Annotated in this window: 23 protein-coding genes; 5 read left to right on the forward strand and 18 right to left on the reverse strand. The window is 58.9% G+C overall.

Annotation, left to right across the window (positions count from 1 at the left end; translation table 11 throughout):
* Nucleotides 1-22: 22 nt before the first annotated feature.
* Both hemA and idi read left to right on the forward strand, forming a co-directional pair.
* Nucleotides 23-1,240: a 5-aminolevulinate synthase gene (gene hemA, locus RDA78_RS16950; RefSeq protein WP_434050993.1), complete on the forward strand. Its 1,218-nt coding sequence runs from the start codon at nt 23-25 to the stop codon at nt 1,238-1,240.
* Nucleotides 1,241-1,265: 25 nt separating this feature from the next.
* Nucleotides 1,266-1,793: an isopentenyl-diphosphate Delta-isomerase gene (gene idi / locus RDA78_RS16955; protein ID WP_434050994.1), complete on the forward strand. Its 528-nt coding sequence runs from the start codon at nt 1,266-1,268 to the stop codon at nt 1,791-1,793.
* Between the two features lie 445 nt (nt 1,794-2,238).
* Here idi and pufC read toward each other — a convergent pair whose 3' ends face one another.
* The 11 genes from pufC to RDA78_RS17010 all read right to left on the reverse strand — a co-directional run bounded on the left by pufC (nt 2,239) and on the right by RDA78_RS17010 (nt 13,319).
* Entirely contained in the window at nt 2,239-3,375 is a 1,137-nt protein-coding gene (pufC, locus tag RDA78_RS16960) for a photosynthetic reaction center cytochrome PufC (RefSeq protein WP_434050995.1), read from the reverse strand.
* An 11-nt stretch (nt 3,376-3,386) separates the two neighbouring features.
* Complete coding sequence (gene pufM, locus RDA78_RS16965) at nt 3,387-4,349, reverse strand: photosynthetic reaction center subunit M (RefSeq protein ID WP_434056167.1); 963 nt, start codon at nt 4,347-4,349, stop codon at nt 3,387-3,389.
* Nucleotides 4,350-4,360: 11 nt separating this feature from the next.
* On the reverse strand, nt 4,361-5,206 hold the full coding sequence (gene pufL, locus RDA78_RS16970) for a photosynthetic reaction center subunit L (RefSeq protein WP_434050996.1): 846 nt from the start codon (nt 5,204-5,206) through the stop codon (nt 4,361-4,363).
* Between the two features lie 145 nt (nt 5,207-5,351).
* Nucleotides 5,352-5,549 carry a light-harvesting antenna LH1, alpha subunit gene (pufA, locus tag RDA78_RS16975; RefSeq protein WP_434050997.1) on the reverse strand — a complete coding sequence of 66 codons (198 nt, stop codon included), beginning with the start codon at nt 5,547-5,549 and terminating at the stop codon, nt 5,352-5,354.
* A 303-nt stretch (nt 5,550-5,852) separates the two neighbouring features.
* Nucleotides 5,853-6,089, reverse strand: coding sequence for a hypothetical protein (locus RDA78_RS16980; RefSeq protein ID WP_434050998.1), 237 nt, complete (start codon nt 6,087-6,089; stop codon nt 5,853-5,855).
* A 45-nt stretch (nt 6,090-6,134) separates the two neighbouring features.
* Nucleotides 6,135-7,580, reverse strand: coding sequence for a chlorophyllide a reductase subunit Z (bchZ, locus tag RDA78_RS16985; protein ID WP_434050999.1), 1,446 nt, complete (start codon nt 7,578-7,580; stop codon nt 6,135-6,137).
* Complete coding sequence (gene bchY, locus RDA78_RS16990; RefSeq protein WP_434051000.1) at nt 7,574-9,160, reverse strand: chlorophyllide a reductase subunit Y; 1,587 nt, start codon at nt 9,158-9,160, stop codon at nt 7,574-7,576. Before bchY ends, bchZ begins: the two co-directional genes overlap by 7 nt.
* 15 nt (nt 9,161-9,175) lie before the next feature.
* Nucleotides 9,176-10,183 carry a chlorophyllide a reductase iron protein subunit X gene (locus RDA78_RS16995; protein ID WP_434051001.1) on the reverse strand — a complete coding sequence of 336 codons (1,008 nt, stop codon included), beginning with the start codon at nt 10,181-10,183 and terminating at the stop codon, nt 9,176-9,178.
* Entirely contained in the window at nt 10,180-11,121 is a 942-nt protein-coding gene (gene bchC, locus RDA78_RS17000; protein WP_434051002.1) for a chlorophyll synthesis pathway protein BchC, read from the reverse strand. The genes RDA78_RS16995 and bchC overlap by 4 nt, the downstream gene beginning before the upstream one ends.
* 107 nt (nt 11,122-11,228) lie before the next feature.
* Nucleotides 11,229-12,266, reverse strand: coding sequence for a methyltransferase (locus tag RDA78_RS17005; RefSeq protein ID WP_434051003.1), 1,038 nt, complete (start codon nt 12,264-12,266; stop codon nt 11,229-11,231).
* Nucleotides 12,267-12,449: 183 nt separating this feature from the next.
* The gene (locus RDA78_RS17010) at nt 12,450-13,319 is read right to left on the reverse strand and encodes a polyprenyl synthetase family protein (RefSeq protein ID WP_434051004.1); all 870 of its coding nucleotides are present in this window, start codon (nt 13,317-13,319) and stop codon (nt 12,450-12,452) included.
* A 112-nt stretch (nt 13,320-13,431) separates the two neighbouring features.
* Between RDA78_RS17010 and crtD the strand changes: the two genes are divergently transcribed.
* Nucleotides 13,432-15,021 (forward strand): 1-hydroxycarotenoid 3,4-desaturase CrtD, encoded by a 1,590-nt coding sequence (gene crtD / locus RDA78_RS17015; RefSeq protein WP_434056168.1) that lies wholly within the window; start codon nt 13,432-13,434, stop codon nt 15,019-15,021.
* A gap of 68 nt (nt 15,022-15,089) precedes the next feature.
* The gene (locus RDA78_RS17020) at nt 15,090-15,875 is read left to right on the forward strand and encodes a carotenoid 1,2-hydratase (RefSeq protein WP_434051005.1); all 786 of its coding nucleotides are present in this window, start codon (nt 15,090-15,092) and stop codon (nt 15,873-15,875) included.
* A gap of 28 nt (nt 15,876-15,903) precedes the next feature.
* Here RDA78_RS17020 and RDA78_RS17025 read toward each other — a convergent pair whose 3' ends face one another.
* From RDA78_RS17025 to RDA78_RS17035, 3 genes are all read right to left on the reverse strand, one after another.
* Nucleotides 15,904-17,088, reverse strand: a complete 1,185-nt coding sequence (locus RDA78_RS17025) for a phytoene/squalene synthase family protein (RefSeq protein ID WP_434051006.1) — start codon at nt 17,086-17,088, stop codon at nt 15,904-15,906.
* The gene (locus RDA78_RS17030) at nt 17,085-18,650 is read right to left on the reverse strand and encodes a phytoene desaturase (protein WP_434051007.1); all 1,566 of its coding nucleotides are present in this window, start codon (nt 18,648-18,650) and stop codon (nt 17,085-17,087) included. Before RDA78_RS17030 ends, RDA78_RS17025 begins: the two co-directional genes overlap by 4 nt.
* A 118-nt stretch (nt 18,651-18,768) precedes the next feature.
* A complete protein-coding gene (locus RDA78_RS17035; RefSeq protein ID WP_434051008.1) occupies nt 18,769-19,548 on the reverse strand; it encodes a hypothetical protein in 780 nt (259 codons plus the stop codon).
* A gap of 52 nt (nt 19,549-19,600) precedes the next feature.
* On the opposite strand from RDA78_RS17035, the gene RDA78_RS17040 reads away from it, so the two are divergent.
* Complete coding sequence (locus tag RDA78_RS17040) at nt 19,601-20,989, forward strand: cytochrome P450 (protein ID WP_434051009.1); 1,389 nt, start codon at nt 19,601-19,603, stop codon at nt 20,987-20,989.
* Here RDA78_RS17040 and RDA78_RS17045 read toward each other — a convergent pair.
* From RDA78_RS17045 to bchI, 4 genes are read right to left on the reverse strand one after another with little or no spacing between them, the layout of a single operon-like run.
* Nucleotides 20,964-22,277, reverse strand: coding sequence for an ATP-grasp domain-containing protein (locus RDA78_RS17045; protein WP_434051010.1), 1,314 nt, complete (start codon nt 22,275-22,277; stop codon nt 20,964-20,966). The genes RDA78_RS17040 and RDA78_RS17045 overlap by 26 nt on opposite strands.
* Nucleotides 22,258-23,181, reverse strand: a complete 924-nt coding sequence (gene bchO, locus RDA78_RS17050; RefSeq protein WP_434051011.1) for an alpha/beta fold hydrolase BchO — start codon at nt 23,179-23,181, stop codon at nt 22,258-22,260. The genes RDA78_RS17045 and bchO overlap by 20 nt, the downstream gene beginning before the upstream one ends.
* A complete protein-coding gene (locus RDA78_RS17055; protein ID WP_434051012.1) occupies nt 23,178-25,043 on the reverse strand; it encodes a VWA domain-containing protein in 1,866 nt (621 codons plus the stop codon). Before RDA78_RS17055 ends, bchO begins: the two co-directional genes overlap by 4 nt.
* Nucleotides 25,036-26,073, reverse strand: a complete 1,038-nt coding sequence (gene bchI / locus RDA78_RS17060) for a magnesium chelatase ATPase subunit I (protein WP_434051013.1) — start codon at nt 26,071-26,073, stop codon at nt 25,036-25,038. The genes RDA78_RS17055 and bchI overlap by 8 nt, the downstream gene beginning before the upstream one ends.
* Between the last annotated feature and the right edge of the window lie 61 nt (nt 26,074-26,134).

A 26,134-nucleotide genomic window follows, 5' to 3' on the forward strand; every position in this document is an offset into this window, starting at 1 on the left:
TTCTCAGGGAGAGGAGAGACCGATGAACATTTTCGAGCACATGGAGACTGCTCTATCCGATTTGCATTCTGCCGGAAACTACCGTGTCTTTGCAGAACTGGAGCGGCATTGCTCTGCTTTTCCGAGGGCAACCTTCTATGACGATGACGGTGCGACACGGGACGTGACGGTCTGGTGTTCCAACGACTATCTCGGCATGGGACAGAACCCTGTTGTTACCAATCGCATGACCGAGATCATCGAAAAATGCGGTGCCGGAGCCGGTGGAACACGCAACATTTCAGGGACCAACCACTACCATGTACTGCTGGAGCGCGAACTCGCTGATCTGCATGCCAAGGAAGCAGCGCTGATTTTCACCTCCGGCTATGTTTCGAATTGGGCAGCGCTCGGAACGCTGCTTGCCAAGATTCCTGGGATCATTGTCTATTCGGATGCGCTCAACCATGCCTCGATGATCGAGGGCATTCGCCACTCACGATGCCAGAAGCGCCTGTTCCGGCACAACGACCCTGAACATCTGCGGGAGCTTATGGCAGCCGACGATCCACAGGCTCCGAAGCTCGTCGCGTTCGAGAGTGTTTATTCGATGGATGGGGATATCGCGCCGATCGAGGAGATTTGCGATGTTGCGGATGCGTTCGGGGCCATCACCTATCTCGATGAGGTTCATGCCGTCGGCATGTACGGTGCGCGCGGTGGCGGCGTCGCCGAGCGCGAGGGCCTCATGGACCGTCTGACGGTCATTGAGGGCACTTTGGGCAAGGCCTTCGGGGTGATGGGCGGCTACATTACCGGACCGGCCGTCCTGATTGATTTCGTGCGTTCCTTCGCGTCCGGCTTCATTTTCACGACCGCACTCCCACCGGCGCTTGCGGCCGGGGCCACCGCGTCGATCCGATACCTGAAAGAGAGCACGAGGGAGCGGGAGGCTCACAAGGCGGTCGTCGCCAAGGTTCGCACAGCGCTTGATGCGCGGGGCATTCCGCATATGGACAACCCCAGTCACATTGTTCCGGTGTTGGTCGGAAACGCTTCCAAATGCAAGTGGATTTCCGATGTTCTTTTGAGCAACTTCGGCATATACGTGCAGCCGATCAACTATCCGACGGTTCCTGTTGGAACTGAGCGGCTTCGGATCACGCCGACACCCCTTCACAGCGATGCGGACATCCGGCAGCTCTCCGAGGCGTTGTGTTCGCTGTGGTCGCAATGTGCCCTGGCGCGTGCGGTTGCCTGAAACTTGAAAGTGGATTCTGACTCCGATGAACAGGCACATAATCATTCCGGCGGTCGCCGATGATGGCTCGCTGTTCCCGGTCGAAAAAATGGCCGCTCACGTCCAGGGGCTGCTGCATCTGGCTGTCTCGGTGTTCGTCTTTGACGAGGACCTGCTTCTCATTCAGAAGCGTGCGGCACTGAAATATCATTGCGGCGGGCAGTGGGCCAACACCTGTTGCAGTCATCCGCATTGGGACGAAACCGTCGAAACCTGCGCAGAACGCAGGCTGCAGGAGGAACTCGGTTTCACGCTCCCGCTGGTCCGTCATCAGACGGTCGAATATGAAGCCAGCGTCGGCAATGGGTTGAGCGAACATGAGCGCGTGACGCTGTTCACCGCGCATGTCGCTCGCTCACAGCTCGACATAGAACCGAATCCGCAAGAAGTGGACACATTCCGTTGGGTCGACGCGAAGACCTTGCATGCGGAAGTCGCCGAGACACCGGACGCCTTCACACCCTGGTTCCGCATCTATCTTGACCGGTTTCCGGAACTGAAATTCAGCGCGTAGATTCTAAACTCGCTCACGCGGCAAGGAGCGCCTTGATGGGCCGCTTTTGTCGTCATTGCCGGGTCAGGCCCACTGCTGTCCGGTTTAACAGGAAATGAGCCCCCCTTTGGAGGCGTTCACGCAAGCAGACTTGTCATCCCTGCTGCAGCGCAGCGGAAGGCAGGGAACCAGTACCCCCCTTGTTCCTTTACCCTTTTCTCACCTCCAGCCACACGGCGTACTGGATCCCGGTCTTGCCGCTTACGCGTCAAACCGGGACGACAAGTCCGGGAAACAGGTCCGTATCCCGACTTAGCGTAGGACAAAACACTCCCGCTTTTTCAATGACATGAGTTGGACAGCAAATTCTAAACCGGACAGCAGTGGGTCAGGCCAAAGCGGTTGTTGCCAAAAAGAAAGGGAGCCCGAGAGGCTCCCTTTCAAGTGACGGTCACGCCGGCGCGGGTTAGTTTGCTGCATCCGCGACTGTGGTTTGGAGAGGCAGCGCGGATGAATTTGCCGGCGTTTCCGCGCCCATGACCTGAGTTTCCCCAGGAACATAAGTTGAAAAGTCCGGGACGTCGGTCGGTCCCTTCTTGTCGAGCGCATCGACGTAGTCCTGCAGCATCGACACGCCGTAGAGCGGTTTTTGAACACCGTTATGGCAGGTCGAGCAGCCAATCTTGAGAACGTCGCCCTCCGGCCCCAGCCGGTTTTCCGGGAAGACCGGTGTGAGCCCGACCATGTAGTCAACGTTCAGGGCCCGGGTCATGTTGATCCCGTGCCAGGCCGTGACGCGCTGGGGCGGGCTCTGATCCCAGTCATTGAAGGCACGCGAGTTGTGGCAGGTCACGCAGTTGACCCCGAGACCCTCAGACATGTGCATCATCAAGGCCCAGGTACTCTCGGTTTCCTTGGTGCCGGCCGGGTTCGGGCTATCCGGATCGGGCAGGGCGGTGAGCGAATGAACCCGGATCGGCTTGTCCTCCAGCAGATAGTCCATGAGTGCGTTTTGCGGCATGGAGGTGTTGCCGACGAATTTGCCCACGCCGCCGTGGCGGCTCATCGCGCTCGCAGGTTTCGGCTCCTGATCGTCGTACCAGTAGTTTGCCGGTATGTGCTGACCGCGGTGGCAAGTGTAGCAGGTCACTCCAACATCGCCGACATGGTCGCCCCAGTCCACATTGATGGTCTGGTTCATCTGGATCATGCGCCGCGCGACGACTTTCGTGTAGACTTCGTCCGAGGCGAAGTTCTCTGCGTTGTGGCAGTATTCGCAGCCTTCTTCGGGAGAAATCCATTCCGTGATCGCGGCCATGAACTGGTTGAACTGATCATCGGACAGATCTCCCAGCACCTGGACGTTCTCGTAAAGCTCGCGCGCGCGGTCTCCTTCAGGATCAGCCTCCCAGGGAGCTTCGGGGACGACGTTCGCCGCCATGAGCGCCTTTTCCTTTTCAATGTCCTTTTCCAGGTACATGCCGGTGCCGCGGTAACCGATCTGGACCGATTCAACAGGCGGTGCGTCCCAATCCGCACCGACAAAACTGGCGATGGCAAGGAGTGTTCCGGCGGATGCTGCAAATGGTATCCAAAGTTGCATTTTCCCTCTCCTTACTGGGCCAACGGGTCAACGACGTCCGGATAAATGTCCGGCAAGGGCGCGACGATGCCGTGCTCGATGCCCCACAGGTACCAGTTGTCGACAACTGTGCCGGTCAGAAGAATGCCGATGCCACCGGTCAGCGGTGTCAGGATGGCGAACCACCAGGCCCATCTGTGAACGGATTCCATGGTCGCGTTGAAGCCCATGGTCCAGCGCCAGAAGAGCGCTGCGCGCTCAGAGGCGGTACCCCGGTCGGTAATCTGCTCCAGCTCCCGTTCACCGCCGTATTTTCCGACAGCCAGAATGGTTGCGCCGTGCATTGCGAAGAGCAGCACCGAGCCGTAGAGGAAGACGATCGACAGACAGTGGAAGGGGTTGTAGTAGAGGTTGCCATACCGGATCGAGAAAGCGGCGGTCCAATCAAGATGCGGGAAGATCCCGAACGGCACGGCCTCGGAGAAATTGCCCATCAGGATCGGCCGGATGAAGCCGAGAACGAGGAACAGGAAGATTGCCGAGGCGAAGGCCCAGGCAACGTGGGTTCCCATCTCGAGTTGCCGGGCGCGCCGGTAGACGCGGACCCACCACAACAGAATGGACGCAGTCAGGAAGAAACCGGCGATCAGCCACCAGCCTCCGTCGTTCAGGGGCGGCATGGACAGGCCGTATTCGGCAGGTGGCGGCTCGAGGCCGAGCCAGAAGAGCTGGCGGACAAACTGGATTGGATCCCAGCCGACCGACGCCCACATGTTGAGGCCGATTATCTCGAATGCGATCAGACCGAAAACGAGCGACAGTGTTCCCAGATAGCCGAGATAGATGGGACCGAGCTGGGCGTTGCCGATCCAGCCCAGCAGTCTCGACATGATGGGCGTTCCGGTGCGCGGGCTGTCGTCCTTGGGGAGCGGCATGCCTTCTTCGGCGGGCCCGCTGATTTGAACGACTGTGAGAATGTTCTGGTATTGGGTCATGGCGTTTCCCCTCAGTTCCAGATCGGCAGGTCTAGCCACCAATTCCACCATTGCGGCCAGCCCTGGTTCCAGAAAGGTCCGCTGATGACGATGCAGACAGCACTCCAAAATCCCGCGTTAAGCGCCAGGATCAGACCGAGCCTATGAATGCCGAGCGTGCCGATGGAATAGCCGATGATGTCGCGAAAGAAGGTATCTTCATATTCGGGTGTTTTCACCTCGGCCTGCTGGCCGCCGCCTTCCATGGACGCGCCGGGATTGGCGGCCGAAAGAATGAGACCGCCATGAAGCGAGAGCGCAAGCGTCGTCGTGAAGAAGAAGGTCACGGCGATCATGTGGGCCGGATTGTAGTGGAAGTGCAGGTACTGATAGCCAACGTTCGACACCCAGTCGAGATGGCTGAAGATACCGTATGGAAAGCCGTGGCCCCAGGCGCCGAGAAGCAGCGGGCGGAAGACAACGAGCGTCACATAAGCGAATATCGCAAAGGAAAAAGCGATAGGGACATGATATCCCATCCCGAGTTTGCGGCATATCTCGACCTCGCGCAGGGCCCAGGAACAAAATGCCCCAATTGCACAAATCGTTATGATCTGCCAGAGGCCACCTTCCTTCATCGGGGCGAGAGCGAGACCGTAGGAAAGATCAGGGGGTGCAATCGAGATTTGCCAAATGTTCCAGGTTGGTCCGATCGCCGCGCCATAAATCACAAGGGCAGTGCCCAGTATAATGAAAAAGGCACCGGTTATACCAAAGAAGCCTACATAAAACGGGCCGACCCAGAAATCGAAGAGATCTCCGCCAAGCAGCGTCCCGCCGCGAACGCGGTACTTTCTTTCAAAGCTGAGCAAAGCCATGAAGTCCTCCTTAGCCGCTGCGTAGCGGTGCATCAGCGCAGCTAATCTCTTGAAGCAAGGCTTGGTGGCGGAAGACGCTGAACGCCGCGTGAGCGAGGAACTGCGGGACCCTCCGCCACCGATGATGTTGAACAGTCCTGGCCGTTCAGACCAGGGCGGTGTTCTGGTCCGGTTGAAGCAATTCGATTTGCGATCCCGGTCCCCAAAGAGCGGCGTTGTCCAGCCAGTTGTACTTTTCCGAACTCAGCAGGATGAAGTGAATCAGCACTGCCAAGGTGAAAAGAAACACCGCGAGGCCAACGAGCACTCGACGCGGATCGAAGAGGAGCCAAACTCTCCACATGTCTTCACATCCTTATCTGGTGTGGACCCTAGAGCCACGGTTGGTAGAGCCACATCGAAATGTGGGCTAGGAAGGGAAAGAGCGACATCAAGATCGCGCTTTTGACGAAGTATCGATGAAACTCCTGCGCCTCCTCGTGAGAAATCCCCGTTAGGGATTCTTTGTCTGAAGCCATTGAAATGACCTCCGATGCTTGCCTTTCGGCGGTTACCGCGCACAACCCTCGCGGCAGGGGTCCAGTGAAGTCGGTAGACCGGTCCTCTGGGCTTTTGCCAACGCCGAAAGCGTCGGCAAAATGGGGGGCTACGCGTGAAAGGCGTAACCCAAGGCTGCATAGGCGGATGCTTTGGCTTCTTCGAAAACGGAGCCTTCCGCACGGCCGTCCCGCGCGCTGAATACGGTGCTGATGCGGACCAGCGCGATTGCGATGAAGCAAATGGGAAAAACAAGGAAAAACAGACGCTTCATCATGAGGCGGTCGGCCTCTCGCTCCTGATATCGGCTGCGGACAACCTGGTCCTGGTGTGTTGTCGAAACCATGCTATTTCTCCTTGGTCTTTTGAACCGGATCTGAAGTTTCGTCTGTCATGCCGGAGCTCCGGCCGTCTTTGCGATCCTTGCGACATGCGCGAATGTGACTTCGGTTGAATTGTCGGCCCACGCTTCCAGTTCGGCAGCCTCGCGAAGCCGCTTAGCGGCTGAAATGCGCGCAAGGACCGGTTCCCGGTTGATCCGTGCGTCGAGGGCGGCGAGGGCATCCGGATGCCACTGGTACTCTGTCTTCTGGCGCGCGGAAGTCGCCTCGATCGCATCGAGTTCACCGGCGCGCGGGAGGATTTCAAAAAGCACGTCGAACAAGGCGTTGCAGATTTCCTGGATCAGCCAGCAGGCGCCCGAGTAGCCCATGACCGGCGTCCCGGTGTGCCGGCGGACAATCGCGCCCGGATAGGAAAGCTGGATGAATTTCCCGCGCGCGCCCGCTTCTGCCATGTACATGCGTTCGTTGAAGGAGCCGAACATGATCATGGGGGGATTGCTTGCGGTTCGCTCGGCGACGTCAGGATTGTCTGTCTTGGTGCCGGCCTTGCGGGCGACCGCGAATGTGCAGGGAAGCCCCATCTCTCCTTCGAGGAAATTCTGGACGCCGCGAACGTAGGTTTCATTCGCGACGATTGCGAAATTCGCCGTGGCGAAGAAATCCTGGGTGACGGAGCGCCACAAGTCCCACAAGGGCTTCAGCGTTGTATGCTTTTCTTTTTCGATGAAGGGCTGCGGGTCGAGATCGAGAATCTCACCAAGTGTTTCCAGGAAGGCGGTTGTGGAATGAATGCCGATAGGAGCCTGCAGATAGGGCCGCTCCATCGTCTCGCAAAGCTGTCGGCCGAATTCACGGTAGAGACAGATGTTTGCGTCGGCGTCGCCAAGCTTCCGGAGGTCTTCAACGTGGCTTCCGAGCGGGAATACCATGTTGATTTCCGCACCGATCCCTTCAACCAGCCGCCGAATTTCGTGCAGGTCGGAAGGCATGTTGTAGGTGCCATAGATCGGACCGATGATGTTGACCCTTGGTTTTGCACCTTCCTTGCGTTTGCGCGGTTTGGGAACACGTTTGGGTCCGAATTCCGTCCAGAGCCATTTCAAGGCGCGATCTGCGCTTTGCCACTGATCTTCATCGATTGTACGCGGCAGGAACCGCTTGATGTTTGAGCCTTCGGGCGTGACACCGCCGCCGATCATTTCCGCAATGGACCCGGTCACGACGACAGCTGGAAGATCCGGATCGAGCACCTGGCGTGCGCGCTTGATCGCGCTTTCGGTTCCATGCTGACCGAGTTCATCCTCGGACAAGCCGCTGACCACGATCGGCAACTCGTGCGGTGGCAGTGCATCGGTGTAGTGCAGGACCGAGGTGACGGGCAGGTTTTCGCAACCCACAGGGCCGTCAATGATGACCTGAAGTCCTTTGATTGCTGTGAAGGCGTATACGCAACCCCAGTAGCCGCCAGCCCTGTCATGGTCGAGGATCAGCATCCGACGCTCTCCCCGTTATCGACCGCGTTCTGTGATTTTTTGAGGCGTGCGGCATATTTCTGGCGATAGCCGCTTTTGTCTTCCGGTACCCCCTGCCAGATCCCGGATGTGTCCCCTTGGCCAACCCCTTCAAAGAAGTCTTGCATCTTCAGGAACCGGTCCTTGTTGGCGATTGCGGTGGAGATTACTCCGGGCAGTGAGGCGGTGCCGGCCGGTCCCATCAAGGGCCGGGCCGAGATGAGGTTTGTGAAGTACAGAGCGGGTGTTGCGCATTCCTTCGCCTTTTGGACGACCGGCGTTGTGCCGATTGCCAAGTCGGGCTCGAACGCCTCGAAAGCATCCAGATCCTGTTCAAGCGACGCCCGGAACCTGACCTCGACCCCGCGCGCTTCCAGCCATTGGGCATCTTCCTCGCTGTAAGGTGTTCTGGGACAAGCGGTTCCCACATAACGCAGATCGGCGCCGAGTTCGACGAGCAGGCGGCCGACAAGCAGTTCAGACCCTTCGTAGCCCGACAGCGTGATACGTCCGTCGATACGGTTGGCACCAAGGGCGGCAGAGATTGCGCCGTGCATCGCGTTGCGGCTGGCGTTGGTCTTGTCTGCCGCAATGCCGCATGTTTCACCGATCGCCGAAAGCCAGGCATCGGTGCCATCGAGGCCGATCGGGGCAGAGCCGACGATGTCGCGGCCCGCGGCTTTGAATTCGCGGAAACTTGCGGTGTAGAACGGATGAATGCCGGCGACCACCGCACAGTCGAGCGCCGAATAGAGTTCGCGCCACTCGCGAACAGGAACAGTTGGCCCGGCGGCGAGTCCCATGGGCTCGAGCATGCCGCCAATGACAACGGGATCGGCCGGAAAAACTTCGCCAACAAGTGTTACGGTCGGTTTGTCTTTCAATCCGTCACGCGGTGGCAGGACAGGACCTTCGGAAGCTTCCTGCCGCGCATATGCGAGCATGGCAGCGGACAGGACGTCCTTGGCCTCTGCGTGCGTCGGCACTCCGAACCCTGGCACGTCGATACCGACAATGCGCACCCCATCGATCTGGCGCGGCAACATTTGCAACGGAACGCCGGAAGCTGTCGGTACGCAGAGATTTGTAACCACGACAGCGTCGAATTTCTTCGGATCCGCCATTGCATGCACCGATTCGACGATGTCTTCGAAAAGCTTGCCGGTGACAAGCGTTTCGGAATCGAAAGGCACATAGCCGACGGACCGTTTGGCTCCGTAGAAGTGGGATGTGAAGGTCAGGCCGTAGACGCAACAGGCCGAGCCGGACAGGATGGTTCCCACCCGGCGCATGCGCAGACCGACCCGCAGCGATCCAAAGGCCGGACACATGGACTGCGGCTGATCATGCGGACCCTTGGGATAATCCGCCTCCAGGCGATCCATGAGGTCCCCGTTTCCGAGGGATCGCGCGGTTGCTTTCGAAAACTCAGCCTTGCTGTGGCAACCGGCACTTTCCGCCTTGTGATCAGCGGAGGCATCCGGGCGTGCGATCTCGTCGCTGCCGGTGGCATCAGTGCCTCCAGCATACTCCGGTTCGCTTTCCTTCGGGTGCGTTTTCATGGTCCTGTCCGGTCTTTAGATCGTGTCGTAAACCACCTCGAGAGATGGCTTGTCGGCCGCGCCGGCTGCGCACATGTCTTCAGATGTCGCGGGCTCAAGTTGATAATCAGCGCCGGTCTGGCTGGAATCGAACAGGTTCAGCAGGCCGTCCTGATCCAGTGGGCCGGGCAGCACCGGCGGTGCTTCCGCCAGGTTGATGGACAGCGACTCAAAAAGTGGTCCCCAGGTTCCGCCCGGCATGCCGATGATCTGGTAATTCGCGCTTTTCCGGCGAATGTCCTCGTCCTGCGGAATCGAAGCCAGAACGGGAATGCCAACGGCGTCCGCAAAGGCATGGGCTTCGCCCGTACCGTCATCTTTGTTGACGACAAGCCCCGCTACACCGACATTGCCGCCAAGCTTGCGGAAATACTGCACGGCCGAGCAGACATTGTTGGCGACATAGAGCGACTGAAGGTCGTTGGACCCGACAACGACGACTTTCTGGCACATGTCTCTGGCGATCGGCAGTCCGAAACCGCCACAGACAACGTCACCGAGGAAGTCCAGCAGGACATAGTCGAAATCCCAGTCATGAAAGCCGAGCTTCTCGAGGGTTTCGAACCCGTGAATGATGCCGCGTCCACCACAGCCACGCCCGACTTCAGGGCCGCCGAGTTCCATCGCGAACACGCCGTCGCGTTTGAAACAGACGTCTGAAATCGCCACCTCCGCTCCGGCTTCCTTGCGGGTTGAGGCAGTCTGGATGATGGTTGGGCAGGCCCGCCCTCCGAACAGGAGCGAGGTGGTGTCGCTTTTGGGGTCGCAACCGATCAACAGAACCTTTTTGCCAAGTTGGGCGAGCATGTAAGACAGGTTCGCCAGGGTGAAGCTCTTGCCGATGCCGCCCTTGCCGTAGATCGCTATGATCTGCGTTTCCTTGGTAACCGGTCCAGTCGCCGGAGCATCCGGTTCAACCGCCGCCTCCTCACGCAGAAAGTCCTGCATCCGATAGCGCTGACCGGGCTGGTTTTCGAGGATCATGAGGGGTTCCTCCAGTCGATGACCATTTTCAGACAGGAAGGATCGTCAAAGGCGGTTCGATATGCCTGCGAAGCTTCCTTCGGATGTGCGTGATGTGTGATGAGGCCGTTCAGTGAAAGGCGTCCGTCCGCGACAAGACCGAGAACGGCATGCGTGTCTTCGGGCGTGAACTCGGCGGAGAGCGAGAGGGTTACCTCGCGCATGAAGGCAGGCGGGAAGGCGAAGCGCACCGTGTCTCCATAAAAGCCGGCAAGAACCAGGACGCCATTTCGGTGCAACCCTGCGATCGCGCTGTCGATGGCGGTGGGGTCACCGCTTGCATCGATGGTGCAGTAGCTTGAAACATTCGATGCGTCGCTGTGGGGGTCGAGAACGTCATACCCTTCAGCGCCCTTGCGCCGTTCGGGGTTCGCCTCCAGCACACGCGGTGGCTTTTGGCCTTGCGCAATGGCGATCCGTGCAATCAACCGTCCAAGGACACCGTGGCCAATAATCACATCGACCGGCTCTTGCGCCCGGCTCAGGGCGCGGTGCGCCGTCGCGGCCAAGGCGAGCAGAACGGCATCCTCCGCAATGTCCTCATGCACCGGTATGGTTCGGCTGCCCGGCACAACAAGTCGATCCGCGGAGGCTCCGAATAGGCCGGCAGCATGGGTGTAGCAATTCGCTCCAGGTACGAACACGGTCTCGCCAGGCCGCCGACCTGACCCCGACCCAGCTTCCACGATAGTGGCAATTGATTCGTATCCGGGCACGAGCGGGTAGCCCATACCCGGGAACTGCGGCATGGAGCCTTCGAAAAGCATTTTCTCAGTGCCGGTTGAAATTCCGCTGAAAAGAGTTTCGACAACCACATCGCACGCGTCCGGCGGTGTCAGCGCCAATTGCTTCACGCTCAGCGTGCCTGGCTCTTCAAAGACAATTGCCGTGGTGTCCATCTTTGTGCCTCCCGCACATCGGATCCAGCAGATACAACTGTCATTTTAAATTGACGCTCAAAAGTGTCAATTAATTTTTACACATTTTGCAACAATGGCCGTGAAAATCAGCGTTCAGCGAACACCAGTGTTGCCAGCAGGGGATTGTTGGTCTTGATGGTACGGGGCTTGTTGAAGCCGCATTCAATAAGCATGGCCTTGATTTCCGCGTCGCTCCTGCAACGCCCGGACCCCATGGCAAGAAAGTAAAAGCTGAAATAGACGGCCGCGAGCCGGGCGCCTTCCGATGGGCCGGACATGGCCTCTGCGATCATCAGTTTCGTGCCGGGCCGGAGAGACGCATGCAGGTTCTTGAGGATCTGCCTGGCACGATCATCATCATGGTCGCACAGGATTCGAACGAGGCTGACGCAGTCGGCCATGTCCGGAATTGGACTGTTTACGAAGTCTCCGCCATGTACGTTTGCTCTGTTTCCAAGTCCATTTGCTTTCAGGTTTTCGCGTGCCAGCCCTGTGACGACCGGCAGATCGAAAAGATGCAAACGAAGGTCCGGATGCCGACCGGCACAAGCGGTCAGGAAGCTGCCATCTCCGCCTCCGACATCGAGGATTGATCCGTATCGGCCGAAATCGTGCGCGTCCAGGATGCAGTCAGCGAGCATGCTCTGGCTGCTGTGCATCAATGAAGAATATCTTTGTGCCGTGTTTTCGTTCAGTTCAAGCGTTTGCCTGCCACGTGCATACGCCCAGAACGACTTCATTTGCGTCTCTTTTTCCGGGTGTTTCAGAAGATCTTCGGGCGAGGTTAGGTCCCGGTACAACATCTCGTGGTGCAGGACCATCTGTTTGATACCCTGATCGCCAGCCACAACCGCACCGGCATCGTCGAGCATCCATGATCCCGGTTCAATCTGTGTCACAAGGTCCAGCCGCTCGGCCTGTTCAAGGAGAAGCTGCATTTTTTCGGCGGAGATCCCGCTTGCGCGTGCCAGCTGCTCCGCTGACCCGGGACCTTTCTCAAGCTGTTCGAAGACACCCAGCCTCACACAGGTCGTCAAAACCTGGCTGAAGACGAAGCCTGCCGTCAGACGAAACAGGGTAACAGCTTTTCTGTTGGCAATGGAACGCAGCCCTGGAATGCGCATGATCAAGTTCCGAAAACGCGCCGAAGCGATTTTACGATTGCGCCAGTTCCGGAAGCGAACAGCGCGCTGCGGCAAACGCTGTTCCGCCTCCTGATAAAAGGGGGCGGTGGATGGCAGGCTCAATTCTGGGGCGGTGCCTTCGTCGTTTCTGCTCGTTGCCACTTTGTGCTCCGTTTGGCGGCCTCAAGCCGCACTTGCCGCAAGCTTCTTCGGCATCAGCCTCTTGGCTTCCTTGTGGATCATCGCCTTGAGCATTTCCGATCCGCGGCAATCAGGAACGCTGTCCGCCGCCTGGAGTACGAGGTGGTGTAGTTGCTTCAACGCACCTTCCACGCCAAATTCCGCGACCAGGTTCGGTTTCCCGTTCGCCTGATCCTGTCCGGTCGGTTTGCCCATGCTGCCATTGTCGTCCATGGCATCGTAAAGGTCGTCGGCCGCCTGGTAGGCAGCTCCGAGGGCATCGGCCAAAGCGTACCACTCAAGCGGATTTCCTTTTGACGAAAGAGCACCGGTAGAAACGGCACCAGTGAAAAGCGACGCCGTTTTGGCGCGGTGATAGGCCGTTATGTTGATTTCAGGTTCACTCTCCCAGGCCTGCCCGGCAACCAGTCCATAGGGTGAACCGACCGCATTCGCGATGGTCGAGATAAGCGGAGCGGTCAGTTCCGGGGCGTGCTGGGTTTCCCGCGCGACCGTTTCAAAGGCGCTCACGATAAGGCCATCGCCGACCAGCACGGCGATCTCTTCGCCAAATTCAACATGGACTGACGGTTTCCCGCGCCGCGTTTCCGCATTGTCGAAGCAGGGCAGATCGTCGTGGACCAGGGAGGCGCAATGCAAAAGTTCGATAGCCGTCGCAGCAGCAGTAGCCACTTTCGGGTCGCGGTCACCGCAGGCGAGTGCAACAGCGATAGACAGTCTGGGGCGAATGCGGGCACCGCCAGGGAAAACGGCATATCGGAAAGCATCTGAGAGTTTTTGAGGGCACCCGTTCGCGGTGGCGTAGCGTATGGCTGTTTGCATCCCGGTTTCGATGCGATCCGACAGGTCCATGGAGCCACTCCTCAATTTAGTATGGATGTCAATTTTGTTTGACGTTATACTGTCAATTAAGATTGACACATTGCATTGAAATGTCAACTTCAAGGACCGCGTTGTGGGCAAGATGCCGGAAACCAGGGTCGTGATTATCGGAGCGGGAATGGGCGGCCTTGCGGCCGCGTTGCGCCTGGCGAATTCGGATGTCTCCGTGATCGTGCTCGAGGCCGGAGCCGCGCCGGGCGGCAAAATGCGTCAGGTCCAGGCAGGTGGGAAGGCGGCCTTCGATGCAGGACCGACGGTTCTGACAATGAAATGGGTCTTTGATGACTTGCTGTCCGGCTTGAACACCAGTTTGGAGGACGAAGTCAAACTCGATCGGGCAGATCTACTTGCCAGGCATTATTGGGCGGGTGCTGCCGCACTCGACCTTTATGCCGATGTGGAGAAAAGCGCTGGTGCGATCGGAGCGTTTTCAGGACGGCAAGATGCAGCGGGCTATCGGGAGTTTGCTGCGGACAGCAAACGTATTTTCGAGACTCTGAAGGACACGTTTATCAGCGCGTCCAGACCCAGTCCGGTGACATTGTCCCGGCGGATCGGATTTAACAGGTTTGCGGATATGCTGGCGCTGCGCCCGTTCTCGACACTGTGGACGGCACTGGGCGGTTACTTCACGGACCCGCGTCTGAGACAGCTCTTCGGGCGCTATGCAACCTATTGCGGCTCATCTCCTTTTGCCGCGCCTGCAACGCTCATGCTTGTCGCACATGTCGAACAGGCCGGCGTCTGGATACCGAAAGACGGCATGCATGCGATTGCGACCCGGTTTCAGGCGCTCGCGGAATCCTACGGTGTGGTGTTTCGTTTTGGTGCCCGCGCCGATCAGATTGAGACAGATCGGTCTGACCGCAAGGTCACGGCTGTCCGCCTGTCATCCGGCGAGGTGATTGAGGCAGATCGCGTTATTTTCAACGGCGATGTCAGTGCGCTCCAGGACCTCCTGACACCGGCGCGGGGAAAGGGCTACAAGCGAGTGCCTGCCGCGAAACGCTCCCAGTCGGCCCTGGTTTCGTGCGGCCTGGCGGCAACAAAGGGTGTGCCGCTGACACATCACACAGTCTTTTTTTCAGATGATTACGACGCCGAATTTCAAGCCGTCTTTCGGGATCGCGCTGCCCCGGCGGATCCCACGGTCTACGTTTGCGCACAAGACCGGAACAGCTCCGGTGGCCCGCGTTCTCCCGGAGCGGCAACGGGCCGCGAACGTATTTACTGCCTGATGAACTTGCCGGCCGACGGCGACACTCACAGCTATTCGACAAGCGAGTTGGAGCAATGCCTCACAGCGATCGACCGCCGTCTGGCGAGGAACGGATTGACACTTCACAGAGACCGGCAAGCCCAGGATCTGACGGCGCCGGACGGTTTCAACAAGCTCTTTCCGGCGACAGGGGGAGCACTTTACGGTCAGGCCTCGCACGGCTGGATGGCTTCATTCAGCCGGTTGGGGGCGACGGGAAACCTGTCGGGCCTCTATCTGGCCGGGGGCAGCGTGCATCCGGGGCCGGGGATTCCGATGGCGGCGCTATCGGGGAAACTGGCAGCCGAACAAGCGTTAACGGATGCCGCTATGACCAGCCGGTTCCCCCGGGCGGCTATCAGTGGTGGTATCTCGACGCGACCAGCGACTGCGGCACGTACGCCCTCACGGTGATTGCCTTCATAGGGTCCGTGTTTTCTCCCTACTATCACCTGTCCGGCCGCAAGAGGCCGGAAAACCACGTGGCTTTCAACGTGGCAGTCTATCGACCCTCCGGAAACATCTGGGCAATGACCGAGCGCGGATCAAGCAGCCTGGTCCGCAACTCCAAGAGCCTCCGGATAGGCAACAGCGGCCTGGGCTGGTCCAGTGGCGGACTGGAGTTGGATTTCGAAGAAGTGGCGCTTCCCTGGCCCGGACATCGCTTCTTGCCCCGGCAGTTCAGGGGCCGCATTCGTCTGGAGCCGGAGTTTCTTTATCTGAAACCGTTCGACCTGGATGCGGATGGCCGTCACGTGTGGTGGCCACTGGTTCCGCAGGCGCGGATCAAGTTTGAGTGTGACCTTCTTCCTGAAGGCGGTTGGGAAGGGGAGGCGTACCATGACCTCAACTTCGGATCGCGTCCGCTCGAGAGCGATTTCAGGGCCTGGGACTGGGCGCGCGGACGCGCACAGGGCGAGAAGACATTCATTCTTTACGACGCCAAGATGCGCAGTGGCGAAGACCGCACTCTCGGTCTTGCCTTTTCCGCCGGACGTGATGCCGAGCCGATCGATTTGCCGATCCGAAAATCCTTGCCGCGCGGGGCGTGGGGCATACGCGGCAACATCCACTGCGATGAAACGGCCAAACCCGACAGGTCGAGGCGGTTGGAGGACACACCGTTTTACACGCGGTCGCTTGTTGAGACGACGCTGGAGGGAGAGCGGCTCCAGATGGTGCATGAGACGCTCGATTGCGGGCGCCTTGCCAACCCGTTCGTCAGGATGATGCTGCCCTTCAGGATGCCGCGAAATTCCAGGGCGTAAATCTGCTAGCGACCGGTAGAGTCGCGCTTCACGTCAGTCTTGCCGCCCTTTGCCGGGCCGCCAGTTTGTGGAAGCGCAGATCCTGCCGGCTTTCGTTTTGCAGCCTGATCAGAACGCATAACAACCGTTCGGACGCAGAGGCGTCGGGCAGCCCATGCGACTGATAGGATCTCCTCGCCTTGGCGATGGAAAAGGACCGGGCCGCTGCGTTTACGAGCTCCGCAGCTGCCGGGTCGGCAGGCGTTTGCCTGGCTTGCTTTGCGCTTGCGCTCCGGTCTGTTGCAGGCCGTCGTGCTGCTGCCAGGAGCGAAACCTTTCGCATCAGGCCTGTATGCGCCCTTTGTGTCACGCTGTCATATCCGTTTGCCGCGATCTCCGTGCCGATTTCTTCATAAATGAGGGCCGCAGAGCGGATGGCATGCCGACATTCGGGAGGAAGGGCAGCTATCCCGGCGTGGCCAAGCCGGTAATGGTGTCCGGCTGTCTTAAGCAATCGCTTTATCACCTCTCCCAATGCTGGGGAAAAGCGGGGTGAGACAAGAAAGGTCTCCGGATTGATCCCATGCTGTTCGAGCCAGTCCGCCGGCAGATAGATACGCCCGTTTCGCGCATCTTCACCGACGTCCCTTGCAATGTTCGTGAGCTGCATGGCGATGCCGAGATCCGCGGCCCGGGCGAGATGTTGCGGCTCGCCCGTGCGCATGAGCAGTGACATCATCAGGCCGACGGTTGCCGCAACGCCCGTTGCATATTCCTTGACGTCTTCGAGTGTCTGGTAGTGCCGATTGGTGATATCCATTTCAAATCCATCCAGCAGAGCGGCGGGTATACATTTGGGGATGGCGTAATCGGTCACCGTTTTCTGAAACGCACGGTCGCAAGGATAGTCTGCCGGAGCGCCCTGATAGATGAGGTCAAGCCTTTGCCTCAACTGTTCAAGTGCATGTCTGTCCGAACGGGGATCGTCGATCAGGTCATCGGAGTGGCGGCAAAAGGCATAGAGCGCAACGGCTGCTTTCCGGGCCTCTGGTGGCAGGAGCAACGAAGCGAGATGAAAGGACTTGGAGCCTTTGCGAATGGATGCTGTGCAGGCGTTCAGGTCGCTCCTGTGTCGTGAAAGCCCATAGCGCCGGTCGGACGAATCCAGAGAGGTTTTTGCATGAAGAGCGAACGGCTCGAAACCGTCCAGTGCACGCGGGCTGACCTTGTTCATCGTGGTTCACCCGCTGTTCGCGCCGACTGAGCCAAAGCAGCAGGGTCGGGGACGAGGTCCGCCACGATTTGCGCCGAACAGACAACGCCAGGCAGTCCCGCTCCAGGATGTGTCCCGGCACCGCACAAATAGAGGTTTTGGAGCTCCTCGCTTTTGTTGTGCGGCCGGAACCAGGAACTTTGAAGCAGTTTGGGCTCAAAGGAAAATGCAGCCCCCTGCCAGGACAGGAGCCGTTCGCGAAAATCGACCGGCGTCAGAACTCTGGAACTCACCACATGCTGAGACAAGTCCGGTAAAACGGTCGCTTCGAGCTGAGCGGCAATTTTCTTCCGGTAGTTTTCGGCAAATGTTGACCAATCCGTGCCGCTCGCCAGGTTGGGAACCGGACTGAGGACATAGAACGCGTCACAGCCCTCCGGGGCAACGGACGGATCGTTTGCTGAAGGACGATGCAGGTAGAGGCTGAAATCTTCCGCAAGGTGTTTCTTGATGAAGATATCTTCCAGCAGCTCCTTGTAGCGCGGCCCGAAAAGCATCGTGTGATGACCGACATCGTCATATCGGCGGTCGGTGCCGAAATACCAGACAAACAGGCTCATCGAGAAGTCACCGCGCCTGATCTTGCGATCGGTCCAGCGTTTGCGCGGGTAGTCTTTTAGGAGCTTGCCGTATGTCATCGCGGAATCGCAGTTGGAGACGACGATATCCGCAGGAACAGTCTCTCCAGACGCGAGACGGACACCCGTCGCCCTTTTGCCTTCTGTCAGAATGGTTTCGACGGTCTCCTTCAGACGGATTGTGCCGTTGTTCCTTTCGACAAGGCCGGCAATTCCACTGGCGAGTTTGTTCGTTCCGCCCATCGCATAGTGAACACCGTGCTTGCTCTCAAGATGTGCGATCAGGCAGTAAAAGGACGTTGTGGTGAACGGGTTTCCGCCAATCAGAAGCGGATGAAACGAGAAAACCGATCTCAGTTTATCGCTCTTGAAGTGTTTCTTGACGACGCTGTAAACCGATCTGTATCCGCCGAGCCTGACGAGCTGCGCAAAGGTGCTCAGCGTGAATGGCAGGCTGTGAAACGGCTTGTCGGCGAGTTCCAGGAAGGCATACTCGTAGATCTGGCGGCTTTCTTCCATGAAGCTGCGGTATCCGGCCACATCATCGGGTTCAAAGCGGGCAATCTCCGCTTCCATGGCCGCCTGGTCTCCCGAATAGGTGAAAACGGATCCATCCGAGAAGCGGATCTTGTAAAACGGATTGTTCGCGCGAATGTCCAGATCGTCCGCCAGTCTGCCGCCGCAATCTGCCCAGAGCTTTTCGAACAGCCATGGTGCGGTGATGATCGTCGGGCCGGCATCGAAGGTGAACCCGTCCTGCCGGTAGGCATAGGCACGCCCACCCGGCGCGTCCAGAGGATCGAAAACCGTTACCCTGTAGCCCTTCTTGCCCAGGAGGGCCGCGGCGGACAGCCCGCCAACGCCCGCCCCGATCACGACGGCGTGGGGCGCTCCTGGCCTGTCCGGTCCCGTGATCTTTGACGGAATGTCCGGGGCAATGTTCACGCTGGCGCTCCTTTCCCCATCGAGCCGGCCTGGTTGGACAATTGCGTGTCAATCAGGCTCTTCCCTTGTGTAAAATTTAGTTTACACTTTTCTGTCTCAGAAAGAAGACCCTTTCAGATTATTCTGCGGCGTCCAGGTCGAGAGGCCTGCCGCTGCGAGGTCGCATGGCCTTGTTCACGAAGCGACGGCTGACTTGATGGCGATGGTAGAAGATCAGTGCCAAACCGGTTGCAAGGGGGATCGCCCAAAGCCCCGGTGCCAGCGCGAGTTCCGGCATGAGGCGCACGGCTCCGAATGCAAAGAAGGCCGTGTAGACCGAGATCCCGGTGCCAACGATCGCTTTGATATGTTCCAGCAGCCATTCGACCGGGCCCGGATCTGTTTTGCGCAGGAACCATACATTCGTCGCAACTGTCGCGAAGCCGACCATGGAAATGCCAATCATCATGGGCTGCGCGATCAGAACGCCCTGCAGCGCACAGTTTGCAGAGGCAATGAACAGCGCGGCCTGCAGTCCCCAGTTCAAAAACGTCTGATTTTTGCGCTGCTCCCGTTTGTTCACGGCGCAAAGCCAGCCGTACCAGGCAAGATTGACCGTCAGGAGCCCGAGATAAAGCATCATCCAGCCGAATATCCCGCGGACCAGAACCGGATCGGAAAAATCCTCGTGGTGGACGAGATGCGGGTGGGTCGCCATCGGGGCGATCAGCGTGAGCGTTGCCATCAACATGGCAACCGTGCCGGTGAACAGCATCGCTGCGGCGAAAAGCCGGCCCCACCACCGGTGTCTTTCCCCGCCCTTCTTGGCAAAAACCGGTACCCAGAAACCGATCAGTCCAGGTGCACCTGTCGCAATATGAAGAGCGATGAACACTTTGAAGAGGTCATAAACGGTCATGGGTTCGGATCTCCCGTGATGGCCTGCAACACCTTGAGGGGCGGAGGAAAAAATGTCGGCAGCTGAGATTTACGTTCCTCCGCGACCATCGCGTTTGCCGCCCGTCATGGCGCTTTTGCGCACGGTCTGGAACGGGGAGGGAGACCTTCTCAGTCTTTTGCCCGGCGCTGCCTTTACGATGGATGCCGGGGAACTCGGCTACTCCCGGCGTTCGATCAAGTTGTTCAATGATCCTGAACTTGTGCGGCATATCCTTCACGACGCAGACGGCATCTTTCCCAAGAGCGACCTCATGGTGGGAGCGCTGGAGCCGCTGATCGGCGATTCCATTTTTGTCACGGATGGGGCGAAGTGGCGGCGGCAACGGGCGATGATCGATCCGGCCTTTTCCAAGATGCGTCTCACACATGCCTTCAAGGCAATGCAGCAAGCCGTTGACGCCTATATCGAACGCTTGCAATCGAGCGCCGAACGCGGCGACGTCCTGTCGCTCGATCGGATCATGAGTGAGCTGACGGCCGATATCATCTGCAGGACAGTATTCTCGACATCTCTCGATAGTCAGATTTCGAGAGATGTCTTTGACGATTTCGAGGTGTTTGAACGCGGCGTTGCACAAGTGAAAATCTGGCGACTGATCATGGATCCGGCCTGGACCAAGGTTCCCCAGAGCTCTGAGGTGCTGGCAGCGTGTAAGCGCATTCGCCATCATCTGGGCGGACTGATCGATACGCATACCGGCCCTGACGCTGGCCGCTTCGATGACATCGCCAGCGCGGTCATTTCCGCGCGGGACGCGGAAACCGGCGATCCTTTCACGCGTGACGAGCTTATCGACCAGCTTGGCGTTTTTTTCCTCGCCGGGCACGAAACAACGGCGAGTGCGCTCACGTGGGCCTTTTACATGCTCGCGATGTGTCCCGACGTGCTTGTGCGGCTGCGAAGTGAAGTCGACGCCGTCACCGAGGGCCAGGAGATCACCTTTGAGGCGACGCGCGCGCTTAGCTACACCAGGGCCATTTTCCGGGAAACACTGCGGCTTTACCCGCCGATCACATTCATGCCGCGCGTTGCTCTCAAGGCAACACGGATCGGCACCTACAAAGTGCGCAAAGGTGCGCTCCTGATGATTTCGCCGTGGACTCTTCATCGGCACACGCGCTACTGGAAAGATCCTGATCGCTTTGATCCCGAGCGTTTCATGCCGGAGCGGGAGAAGGAGGTTTTGCCCGGGACCTACGTTCCTTTCGGGTCCGGGCCTCACACCTGCGTCGGCGCAGGCTTTGCTGCGATCGAAAGCGCATTGATCCTGGGGCGGCTGACGCGCGCCTTCGACTTCTTTCCCGTGGGAGCTGGAGACGTGAAGCCGGCGGCGCGCCTGACGACGCGGCCGTCCGAGGAGATCCAGGTGCGGGTCAGGAGCAGGAACCATGGGCACTAACGGACTTGACGACCGGTGTTGAAGCGTCGCGCTGGACAGTCCTTTGCGGCGGCCAGGCAATGTCGCGTGTGGCAGCTTCGCCGAAGGATCGCCCGCGAAAAATCACCTGCTTCAGAACAGGCCAAGAATAAGGCGTCATGAGCGGAAACGGCGCGGGATCGGCAAAGGACCAGAGGACGTCTCTTGCGCTCAGCATTGCGCGAAGATGGCGAAGCGCCTTTTGCGGCCGGAAAAAGTTGCCATAGACCTGCAAAAGCGTTGTGTGCGATTCCTGAAAGCGCTCGCGCGGTTTTGTTCCGACGTTCGTTGCCCCTTCGAAATTCGTGATCGCGCCTGCAATGTCCTTGGGGGAAAGAAAGTGAATGCCGCTGGTCAGGCGCGGGTTGCATTCCAGCGGCCATGGCGTTCCGTCACCATCCACGATGAAGTCGAAAGCGAGGAAGTAGGAATAGCTGCCGGTCCTTGCGAAATCGGCGACCCACTGCTGCACCAGAGGCAAATCGTCGACGCGTTGAAAGCAGACTGCGACTGTCCCGGTAAAAACAAGACCTTCATAGGTGACGTGTGCGAGCACTTTGCCATCGCGGCACAGGCTCAACGTGCTGACCTCGCGTCCGAACATGCGCTTTTGTATGATCGTTTCCGAATTCCCAAGCGCTTCCTTCGGGAGGCTGTCCGGTGATAGCATGCGCAATTCCTGGCCGGAGCAGCCGAGCCTCGGTTTCAGAACGGTGTCGCAGGAGGCTGCAAGGCGCGATGCCTGCGCGTCGGAGGCAAGGTGCGTTTCCGGGGCTCTCAAGCCTGCTTTTTCAGCAATTTGGATAAAGCTATATTTGTCGTGCAGGGTCTGAAGATCTTCGTTCGGAAGCGCGAACAGACGTGTTCGATCCGGCAGCCTGTCTTTCAGGAGGCTGACATGGAGTGCCTCTTCGGAAACGGGAAGAATCAGATCGACGTCTTCGCGTGCCACGATGTCGAGAAGGCAGGACAGATATTGCTCCTGACAGCTGTGCGGCGAAGGTGTTTTGAACGATTTCGCGACCGCGTTTGATGCCCGGCACAGATGAAAGGCGAATGGGTCGGCGACCAGGACCCGGCACCCGGCTGCGGCGAGCGCACGCGCGAGTTCGAGCGCTTTCGGCAGACGTCCAAGCGTGAGTAATACGGTTACGGATTTGCCGTGTGACACAACGTCTGTCTCCAGCTCTGGCTGCACGTGGCAGACCTTGCCCTTTTCAGCGGTACGCCGAATATGGTGCTCGTTCGCCTCATGCCGCGTCCGCGCCATTTGAGTGGCCGTTCGAAACGATGGTTTCGATCCAGTCGACAACGATCTCCGCATGGCACTCATGCACCAGGTGCCCGCCTGTCGGTGTCAGGGTGAGGCTGCCGTCCCGCACAAGGCTTGCAGCTTTCTTTGAGCTTGAAGCCGGAACCATCGGGTCGTCTTCTGCCGTGAACAGATCCAGCGGTGTGGGAAGGCGTCTGAGCATGGCGTTGAGATGGGACAAGTCCCAGGAGGCCATCATGCCGAGAGCGCCGCGCACGTGTCCGGTCGACCCCAGAAGCCGGCGGTAGATCGCTTCTCCGCGGGCATCGATCGGAGACCCGGTTGCCGTCAAAAGATTGTGTCCAAGTGGCGTTGATTTTGCCAAAAGGGAAAACATGGAGGCCGACAACGGATTTGCGAAAAGCGCTTTTGCCATCGGTGACAGGACGCGATTTCCGCGGATCGGCTTGAGGGCACCGTTTATGCCGAGGACGCGATGCGAGTGTCGGACGGGGTCCACGGATCTGAGAGCGGCGGAAGCCAGCGAGACACCAATGACCGCCCCGGCCGAGTGGCCGATGATGGTCTCCGGCTGGACTGCCAGCGTGTTCAGGAGAGACCGGATCGAGGTTGTCATGCCTTCAAGGGAGAGGTCGGGTGACGCGGTCGGGCGCGTGAAGCCGTGGCAAGGGAGGTCAGGCACGAGCAGCCTGAAGCGGTTCTCCAGAAGCGGCACCATATTTCGCCATGAGAACGAGGCTGAGCCAGTCCCGTGGATCAACAGGACACAGGGGGCAGTACCTGGTCCAAATTCCTGAACATGCCAGCGATAGCCGGCAACCTCGACAAACCGGCTGGCATTCCGAAACGGCCAATCCGCTCCGTCTATTTCCCAGTCCAGCCAGTCGCGATCCTTATTCATCCTCTTGCCTCTTCAAGGGATGCGTTGACAACATCCGACATCGATCCGGCGTCCGCATGTCGCAGGAAATGCAGATCTGCGCCCATGGTTTGTGCCAGCGAGGCTACGGATTCCCGCGGACGACGGGCAATGTCGATGCAGATCGAGCGCATTTCGAGGCTCCGGTACCGACCGGCAACAAGCCCGAGTTCCTCTTGTGCGCGGGTTCTGTCCGGTTTGCCGTTTCGCGCAATATTACCGCGACCGTCGGTCAGCAGCACCATGACCGGCGTGCTGCCCTGACGACGAACGGACAAGGCAAGTTCCAGTCCCTTTTCGAGTCCGGAGACCAGGGGTGTCGGGCCTCCGCCCGGGAGACCCGCTAGTTTGCGTTTTGCCATGACGAGCGAGCGCGTCGGCGGCAGGACCGTTTCAGCACCTTTTCCGCGGAACGCAATCATAGCGACCTCATCGCGGCGCACGTAGCACCTGGATAGCAACTGCTCGATTGCTCCTTTGGTCTCCCCGAGGCGTTCCAGCGCCGTTGATCCTGATGCATCCACCATGAAAATGGCGGTTGAAGGCGTTTCATGGCGCAAACGCTGGAAGCGATAGTCATCCCGTGTGATCAGCGCGCGAGGCTGTTTCACACGCCTTTTGTCCCGATCGGATAGACGCGCGAGCAACATGGCCCGGTTCTGACTGCGGATCACTTGCCAGGGAGCGGCAGCGCGCAGCGTCGCAAGAACGTTCGGCCGCGCGTCCGGGAAGGGTGCTGTGCGGGAAACGGCAACCGGCCGGCCGCGACGGGCGTTCTTCTTCGCTGTCCCGGATTTCCCTGTCCGGGAAGCGTTGGACCGTGCTGGATTTTTGCCTGCAAGTTCCGGCACTCCGGCGATGGTTCCGGCCTCAACTGCAGAGAGCAACTCGGTCAACTCGGTCAGGTCCTGCAGGGAGTTGGTCCGGTCCTTTTCTTTCAGCTCGGGCTCGAGCGGTTGGGCTTGGCACTCATTGGGAGATGGTTGCGTGCAGTCTTCGGGAACCAGATCTTCTTCCTGCATCTGTTGTGCTTGCAGCTTTACACCCAGACACAAGCGCAAGGCTCTAAGCGCGTCGGTTTCACCAACGCTGCCTCGGCTTTCCAGAGCCGCCAACATACGAGCGACCATGGTGAGGTAGCGTAGTCGACGTAAAGAGCTGCAGTCGGCGGCACTGGCGATCTGCGCTAGCAGCTCTATGATCGCGGCTGAGATTTCAACGTCTTGCCAGGCCAGCGACGGATCTTCCCGCGCGCTTGGGCTTGTCTCGGACACTTCACTCCATGAGACAGCACTCAGATCCGAGATCAAGCCGAGCCGGTCTGAGAGCGCATGTGGCAGGTGTTCTTCAAGTGACGCAGATTCATCAAGGGCAATCACCTGAAAGCGTGTTCTCACTTGCGTGACGCCCTGATCTTTCGACTGCAGGGGCGAGCGGCACACTTTCGTATCGATTGCGTCGCCGATGATGGCTGCAATTGCAGCGTCCAGTCTTTCCGCCATCGGCAGGAGCAAAATGCCTTGGTCTGCGCGTGCCAGCAGGCCCGGCATTGTGACAACCCGCCCAGTCTTGGCAGTTGCCGGGATGTCGATGCTGCCCTGGAGTGCGGAATGACCGACGGAATTGGGAACCCTGATCCAGTGCGTTCTTGAGCCGAAAATTTCCTTCAGGTGTGCAACATAGGCATCACGGACGCCACCGGCACGCGCTTTCAGCCACAGGCCGCCCAGTTGACTGCCGCCGGTTTTGAGAAGTCTCGCCGCAAGTAGAGCGTCGTCCCAGGCGCCGGACCGATCGGGGTCCGGAACTGGTCCAAAGCCGCGTCTTGCGCCCGGTTCAGCCATGGCCGGCGCCCACGCTGACTGCAGCGATCGCGCGCTCCACGCGCGGTGCACTGCCGGCATCGTCAAGTGGGTCGCGGCGAAGGCGATGACAAAGCACGAGCGGAGAAATCTCGGACACGTCGCTCCAGGTGACTTCTAAACGTTCGTCAAGAGCGGCAGAGGCTCTGCAAGCGCGCATCAGGGTCAATTCACCGCGCATACCGTCTATGCCAAGCCCCATGCACAATTGCGACATGCGGGTCAGGACATCGTCGGGAATGTCTACGTCGCGCAGGATTTTTCGTGCCTTTACGACCCGATTGCGGATGGCGGCATCCTTGCGCGACCAGGTCTTGCAAAAGGTTTCCGGGTCGGCCTCGAAGGCATCCCGGCGCCGGATCACCTCGATCCGCTGTTTCAGATCGTCGATCGTGCGAACATCCACGGCCAGACCGAATCTGTCCAATAATTGCGGGCGCAGATCGCCTTCTTCCGGGTTGCCACTGCCCACGAGCGCAAAGCGCGCGGCGTGACGGATGCTGAGGCCTTCGCGTTCAACAACGTTGACACCTGAGGCGGCCGCGTCGAGCAACAGATCAACAAGGTGATCTTCCAGCAGGTTGACTTCATCAATATAGAGAAAGCCCCTGTTAGCACTTGCGAGAAGTCCGGGCTCGAAGTCTTTCTTGCCGGCTACGAGTGCTTTTTCCAGATCAAGCGCACCGCAGATCCTGTCCTCTGTTGCCCCAAGCGGTAAGTCGATCATGGGAGTTCGGCTTTTGATCACTTTCGGCGCTTTTGCGCCGTTTGGCGCACTACAAACAGGGCAGGCGTCCTGTGGGCGACCGGGCTCGCAATTAAACCTGCATCCGGTGCGAGTCTCGATTTTGGGAAGCAACTCCGCCAGGGCGCGGACCGCAGTCGATTTACCTGTGCCCCGGTCGCCAAAAATGAGGACGCCGCCAAGAAGGGGCTCAACCGCTGCCATCAGCAGTGCCTTCTTCATGTCCTCTTGAGCGACGATTGCCGAAAAAGGAAACGGTTTGGACATGGTTCTCGCCTGTTTTAAGTGTCAATCTAAGTTGACACACTTTGGGCGCAGAATGAAGTCT

The organism is Roseibium sp., assembly GCF_051016195.1.
In the GTDB taxonomy this organism is placed as follows: Bacteria; Pseudomonadota; Alphaproteobacteria; order Rhizobiales; family Stappiaceae; genus Roseibium.

Bases quoted from the DNA above. Each gene is read 5' to 3' on its own strand.
- hemA (WP_434050993.1), top strand. From the start codon at position 23: ATGAACATTTTCGAGCACATGGAGACTGCTCTATCCGATTTGCATTCT.
- idi (WP_434050994.1), top strand. From the start codon at position 1,266: ATGAACAGGCACATAATCATTCCGGCGGTCGCCGATGATGGCTCGCTG.
- pufC (WP_434050995.1), bottom strand. From the start codon at position 3,375: ATGCAACTTTGGATACCATTTGCAGCATCCGCCGGAACACTCCTTGCC.
- pufM (WP_434056167.1), bottom strand. From the start codon at position 4,349: ATGACCCAATACCAGAACATTCTCACAGTCGTTCAAATCAGCGGGCCC.
- pufL (WP_434050996.1), bottom strand. From the start codon at position 5,206: ATGGCTTTGCTCAGCTTTGAAAGAAAGTACCGCGTTCGCGGCGGGACG.
- pufA (WP_434050997.1), bottom strand. From the start codon at position 5,549: ATGTGGAGAGTTTGGCTCCTCTTCGATCCGCGTCGAGTGCTCGTTGGC.
- RDA78_RS16980 (WP_434050998.1), bottom strand. From the start codon at position 6,089: ATGGTTTCGACAACACACCAGGACCAGGTTGTCCGCAGCCGATATCAG.
- bchZ (WP_434050999.1), bottom strand. From the start codon at position 7,580: ATGCTGATCCTCGACCATGACAGGGCTGGCGGCTACTGGGGTTGCGTA.
- bchY (WP_434051000.1), bottom strand. From the start codon at position 9,160: ATGAAAACGCACCCGAAGGAAAGCGAACCGGAGTATGCTGGAGGCACT.
- RDA78_RS16995 (WP_434051001.1), bottom strand. From the start codon at position 10,183: ATGATCCTCGAAAACCAGCCCGGTCAGCGCTATCGGATGCAGGACTTT.
- bchC (WP_434051002.1), bottom strand. From the start codon at position 11,121: ATGGACACCACGGCAATTGTCTTTGAAGAGCCAGGCACGCTGAGCGTG.
- RDA78_RS17005 (WP_434051003.1), bottom strand. From the start codon at position 12,266: ATGCGCATTCCAGGGCTGCGTTCCATTGCCAACAGAAAAGCTGTTACC.
- RDA78_RS17010 (WP_434051004.1), bottom strand. From the start codon at position 13,319: ATGGACCTGTCGGATCGCATCGAAACCGGGATGCAAACAGCCATACGC.
- crtD (WP_434056168.1), top strand. From the start codon at position 13,432: ATGCCGGAAACCAGGGTCGTGATTATCGGAGCGGGAATGGGCGGCCTT.
- RDA78_RS17025 (WP_434051006.1), bottom strand. From the start codon at position 17,088: ATGAACAAGGTCAGCCCGCGTGCACTGGACGGTTTCGAGCCGTTCGCT.
- RDA78_RS17035 (WP_434051008.1), bottom strand. From the start codon at position 19,548: ATGACCGTTTATGACCTCTTCAAAGTGTTCATCGCTCTTCATATTGCG.
- RDA78_RS17040 (WP_434051009.1), top strand. From the start codon at position 19,601: ATGTCGGCAGCTGAGATTTACGTTCCTCCGCGACCATCGCGTTTGCCG.
- RDA78_RS17045 (WP_434051010.1), bottom strand. From the start codon at position 22,277: ATGGCGCGGACGCGGCATGAGGCGAACGAGCACCATATTCGGCGTACC.
- bchO (WP_434051011.1), bottom strand. From the start codon at position 23,181: ATGAATAAGGATCGCGACTGGCTGGACTGGGAAATAGACGGAGCGGAT.
- RDA78_RS17055 (WP_434051012.1), bottom strand. From the start codon at position 25,043: ATGGCTGAACCGGGCGCAAGACGCGGCTTTGGACCAGTTCCGGACCCC.
- bchI (WP_434051013.1), bottom strand. From the start codon at position 26,073: ATGTCCAAACCGTTTCCTTTTTCGGCAATCGTCGCTCAAGAGGACATG.